Here is a 4,856-nt window from a genome sequence, read left to right on the forward strand (position 1 = left end):
GGGGGGGGGTGTGTGTGGGTGGTGGTGGGGGGGGGTTGTTGTGTGTGTGGGGGGGGGGGGGGGGGGCGGGGCGCGGGGGGCGCCCCCCCCCCCCCCCGTTGCGGTGGGTCAGGGGTTGATGGTGATGGTGAACGTCGAGGTGCGGTTGCGGATGTTCTCGACGTTGTTGCTGAACCTCAGGTTGTTGAAGGTGACCGAGCCGACCGCCGGGCCCTGGCCCTGCTCGGGCATCTCGTTGGCCCACAGGCCCATGCCCGACTTGTGCTCGAACTCGTCACCGCTCAGCCGGGCCCCGGAGATGGAGATGTTGGTCAGGACGGTGTCCTGGATGGGGTTCTCCGGTGTCGACCCGGTGTACTTCGTCTGGAACATGATCCCCGAGTACGTCGGGTCGATGATGTCGACGTCGTTGACCCGGATGCCCCGGAACGGCTTGGAGGCCGAGAACATCCAGATGCCCGGGAACGTCTGCGCGCCCCAGAAGTGGCCGCCGGTGCGCACCAGCGTGATGCCGCTGAACGTCGTCGGTTCCGGGCCGAAGCCGTTCATCGGGTAGCCGAAGTCGAGCGAGCTGATCGTGACGCCGGAGTAGGTGAGCGTGTCCGCGATGTAGATGTTGCGGAACGTGTTGAGGTAGCCGCCGTAGACGGCCAACCCCGCCGCGCGCCACGTGGTGAGCGACGTCAGGTTCTCGTAGACGTTGTTCTTCTCGTCGGCACCGCCCGCGTCGATGGCGGAGAACAGCGCGAAGCTGTCGTCACCGGTGGAGCGCGCCTCGATGTTGGCCACCCGGTTGTCCGTGCTGCCGTTGGTCATGTTGATGCCGTCGGCGAACATGTTGCGGATCCGGGAGTCCTTGATGGTCATGAAGTCGGTGTTCGCGCCCCAGTAGAGGCACACCATGTGCTCGGCCCAGATGTCCTCGATGGTGATGTTGGAGACGTTGGCGAAGTCGAACACCTTGCCCGGCCCGTCGATGCGGGACGTGTAGTTGCCGAAGAACGCGAACCCGCTGAACGTCGAGCCGTTCACCGACTGCTCGGCCCGGAAGCCCGCGTCGGTGTTCTCCTGCGTGGTCGGCACGACGAACCTGGTGAACCACGGCCCCGCGCCGACCACCCGCACCGGCTTGCCGTACACCTGGAACTTCTGCGAGGTGGTGTAGGTGCCGGCCGGCAGGTAGACGCCGAGCAGGTTGCCGCTGGTGTCCATGCGGAACCGGTCGAGCGCGTTCTGCACGTCCTGGTGGCTGAACCCGGTGGGCGTGACGTACCGGGCGGGGTCGGGGTTGGGCCGTGCCACCGCGCGCTCGAAGTTCACGAAGTCGATGGCGTAGTTGGTGGTGTTGGCCGGGTCCTTCTGCAGCTTGATCTTCGTGCCGGCCGGGAACGTGTCGTTGAGCATCACGTTCGCCTCGTCGTAGATGTGCCGCGGCCCGCCCGCGCCGGGGGAGTTGCCCGGCGACGCCTCGTTGCCGTAGAGCCAGATGTGCCGCGAGTGCAGGTCGAGCGCCTTGTGGAAGGTCCCGTTGACGTAGACGTTGAGCGTGGCCGCGATGCCGCCGCCGCCCGCCGAGTCGGGGATGGAGAAGCGGGTGACCAGGGTGTTGGTCGGCCCGTTGGTGGTGAACTCGACCGACGCGCCGGTGGTGTTGAGGGTGACCGCGCGCCGCCCGGACGCCTCGCCGGCGAGGTCGCCGATGGTGCGGTTGGGCCCGATCTTCTGCGCGCCGCCCGCGGTGACCGCGTCCTCCGCCTCGATGTGCTCCCACGGCACGTTAGCGCCCCGGCCCACGAACAGCGACTGGGTCGTCACGTTGTTCGCCCGCCGGGCCGCGATCTCGTTGGCGTCGACCGCGACGTCGGTCCTGAGCGTGTACTTGCCGTTCGCGGCGGCCCACGTGCCGAGCGTGATCGGCGCGGCGGACTGGCCCGGCTGGACGACCCCGGTGAAGCCGCCGGTGAACGTGCGCACGGTCGCGCCGGTGGTCGCGTTGACGAGCGTGAGCGTGACGGGGTGCGCGCCGCTCGCCGTGGCGATGGAGCCCTCGTTGCGCAGGACGACGGTGAACGTGGTGTTCTGGCCGTTGGCCGGGTTGTTCGGCGACCAGCTCAGCGCGCCCACGAGGTCGGAGCTGGGCACGGGCGTGACGACGAGGGCGCTCGGGTGCAGGCGCGAGTTGTTGGCCTCGTTCTGCTCCACCACCTTCTTCGTCTCGTCCACCTTCGCCGTGTACTGGTAGGAGCCGGAGCCGCGCGGGCCGATGTCGGCGGTGACGGTCGCCGACGCGCCCGCCGCGAGCGCGCCGACCTGGGCGGTGCCCACGGCGTCGTCGCCGAGGAAGAACGTCACGTCGGTCGCGCCCGATGCCGCCGTGCCCGCGTTGCGCACGGTGGCCGACAGCGTGACCGGGTCGGTCTCGACCGGGCTCGTCGGGCTGAAGGACGTGCCGGTCACGGTGAGGTCCGGGTTGGGCGCGGCCACGCCGAACACCTGGAACTCGGCCACCTGGCCGCCGGGCGCGCCGGTGTTGGCGGTGATGCGCAGCTGCACGTCCGCGACCCGCCCGCTCAGCGGGATGGTGACCGTGTTGCCGGTGGCGGGGTTGAACACGTAGTCGCGGGCGGGGACCAGGCTGGTGAAGCCGGTGGCGCTCTGCTCCCGGCCGAGCACCTGGATGTTCTGCGTGCGGGTGCCCCACGCCGAGGACGGGTTGAGCTTGAGCACGACCGAGCTGAGGTCGGCGTTCGCGCCGAGCTGCGTGGTCAGCGTGTTCGGGTAGGTCGCGCCCTCCCAGTACGTGTTCACGTCGTCGTCGTTGGCGTTGGCCGCGACGAACGTGAACGTGTGCGAGGAGGCGGTGATCGGCCTGCCCTTGGCGAGGTTCGTGCCGTTGCCGGGCGTGCCGGGCCGGGTGACCGAGGCGCTGGGCGGCGACTGGTTGCCCGCCGCGTCCCGGGCGATCACGTGGTAGGTGACCGCGACGCCGTCGGGCTGGGAGTCGGTGTAGGTGAGCACCGTGCCGGGGACGCTCGTGCGCAGCGCGCCGTTGGCGTACACGTCGTAGCCGGTGACGCCGGTGTTGTCGGTCGACGCCGACCAGGTCAGCCGGATCTGGCCGGACTGCGGCGAGGTGTAGGCGAGGTTGCCGGGCGCGGTCGGGGCCTGGGTGTCGCCGCCGGTCGGGCCGTGCAGCTCGAACTCGGAGATCTGCCCGGCGGGCCACCCGGTGTTGCCGGTGACGAGCAGCCGCACGTACCGCGTGGTGGCCGCGGTGAACGGGATGGTCACCGTGTTGTTCGCGCTGGGGTTGAACGCGTACTGGGCGGACGGGACGAGGTCGGCGAAGTTCTGGCCGTCGGCGCTGTGCTGCACGGCGAGCGTCTGGGTGCGCGCGCCCCAGTTCGCCGTCGGCAGCTTGAGCACGACGCGGTCGACCTTGACGGCCGCGCCCAGGTCGGCCCGCAGCCACTGCGGGAACGCGTTGTTCGCGCTCTCCCAGTAGGTGGCCTGGTTGCCGTCGCCGACGTTGGACGCCTGGTAGACATCGACGTGGCTGCTCGCGGTGTAGGTGGCGGCGAGCTTGGCGCCGACGTCGGCTTCGCGGACGTCGATGTCCTCGACCGCCGCGCCGTCGACGCGCACGTAGCGCACGAGTGTGGGGTCGAAGTCGAACGTCTGCTGCTCGCCCGTGCGCGGGGCGGACGGCACGAGGGTGGCGAACCCCTTGCCGTCGAGGCTGGTCTGGACGGAGAAGGTGGCGTCGTCGTCCGGGAGGGACAGGCGCACCTGGTCGATGCGGGTCGGTTCGCCGAGGTCGAGGACCCCGGCCGACGGCGCGGCCTGAGCGGCGGGGGGACTCAGGGTGAACGCGGTCAGGGACAGGGCGAGTAGGGAGGCGGCGAGGCGTGCGCTGGCGCGAGTCGTCGTTGACATCGTCGTGCTGGCCCTTCTCGTTAGGGCATTCCGGCGTCTTGTCAGAAAGTTCCGCGTACTTGTCGATTTCTTGCGTAAGCGGTTCGAAGGGTTGCAGAGCGACATCCGGAAAGTCAACGGTCACCGCCTTCCGCCCACCCCCATTTGCGCCGTCCGGCGTAATCGGCCCGACCGGCGCCGGTCCGGGTGGTTGATCGGGTGGGTGCGCGGCGGAGGAGCCGGGCGCGACGGTGGTGGTGGGGGCTCGCCGTGGCGTCGTACGCCGTGGCCGCCGCGGCGACGACGCTGGTGTCCGTCTCGGTCAACGTGGCGACCGGCGGCAGCCGCCCGTGGCTGCCCGCGATCGAGGCGCGACCGCTGTGGTGGGTGGGCGTCGGGACGGCCGTGGTGGCGATCGCCGGGCCGGCGGGGTGGTGGGCCCAGGCGCGCGCCGCCGACGCGGGCGACGGCTGGTGGGGCCCCGCGGACCGTCGACCCGTTCTCGTGGCACGAGCGCGACACGGACCCGACGCGGCACCGCCCCCGACCACCTCGTCCCGGTCTCGGTGAGGTCTTCGCGTTCGAGGGCACGGCGACGGCCTCAGCGGTCCGGCGATGTGGAACCTCACCCTGTGGACCACCAGGTCCGGTGTCGGCAGCACGCGGTGGCGGCCCGGCGCGGAGGGCGGCTTCTGCCGGCGGTACAACGTGATCGCGGCGGTCGCCCGGCGCGCGGACCGCGCCACGCGCCCCGAGCTGCGACCGCGACCCGAAACGGCCGCCCACGCTTGCGGGCCGGGGAGCCGCCGGGCGCGGAAGCGGTGGTCGAGTCGCGGCTGGGGGGGTTCGGCTGCCACCGAAAGCGCGAACTTTCTCTTATACAAATCTGACGCGGCCGAAGATATTTGAGGTGTATATATCTGTGGGCGCCGTATCATTAA

2 protein-coding genes are annotated in these 4,856 nt (G+C 70.5%); one reads left to right on the top strand and one right to left on the bottom strand.

Translation table 11 applies throughout. The features are described 5' to 3' along the window. Positions 1-108: 108 nt before the first annotated feature. Entirely contained in the window at positions 109-3,936 is a 3,828-nt protein-coding gene (locus tag ACFXGA_RS21375; RefSeq protein WP_378090471.1) for a discoidin domain-containing protein, read from the bottom strand. Positions 3,937-4,185: 249 nt separating this feature from the next. Between ACFXGA_RS21375 and ACFXGA_RS21380 the strand changes: the two genes are divergently transcribed. Continuing rightward, positions 4,186-4,485 carry a hypothetical protein gene (locus ACFXGA_RS21380; protein WP_378090473.1) on the top strand — a complete coding sequence of 100 codons (300 nt, stop codon included), beginning with the start codon at positions 4,186-4,188 and terminating at the stop codon, positions 4,483-4,485. Positions 4,486-4,856 lie beyond the last annotated feature (371 nt).

It is taken from the genome of Actinosynnema sp. NPDC059335 (assembly GCF_042752395.1).
In the GTDB taxonomy this organism is placed as follows: domain Bacteria; phylum Actinomycetota; class Actinomycetes; order Mycobacteriales; family Pseudonocardiaceae; genus Actinosynnema.

Coding starts and splice junctions, on each gene's coding strand:
- ACFXGA_RS21375 (WP_378090471.1), bottom strand. CDS start 3,936: ATGTCAACGACGACTCGCGCCAGCGCACGCCTCGCCGCCTCCCTACTC.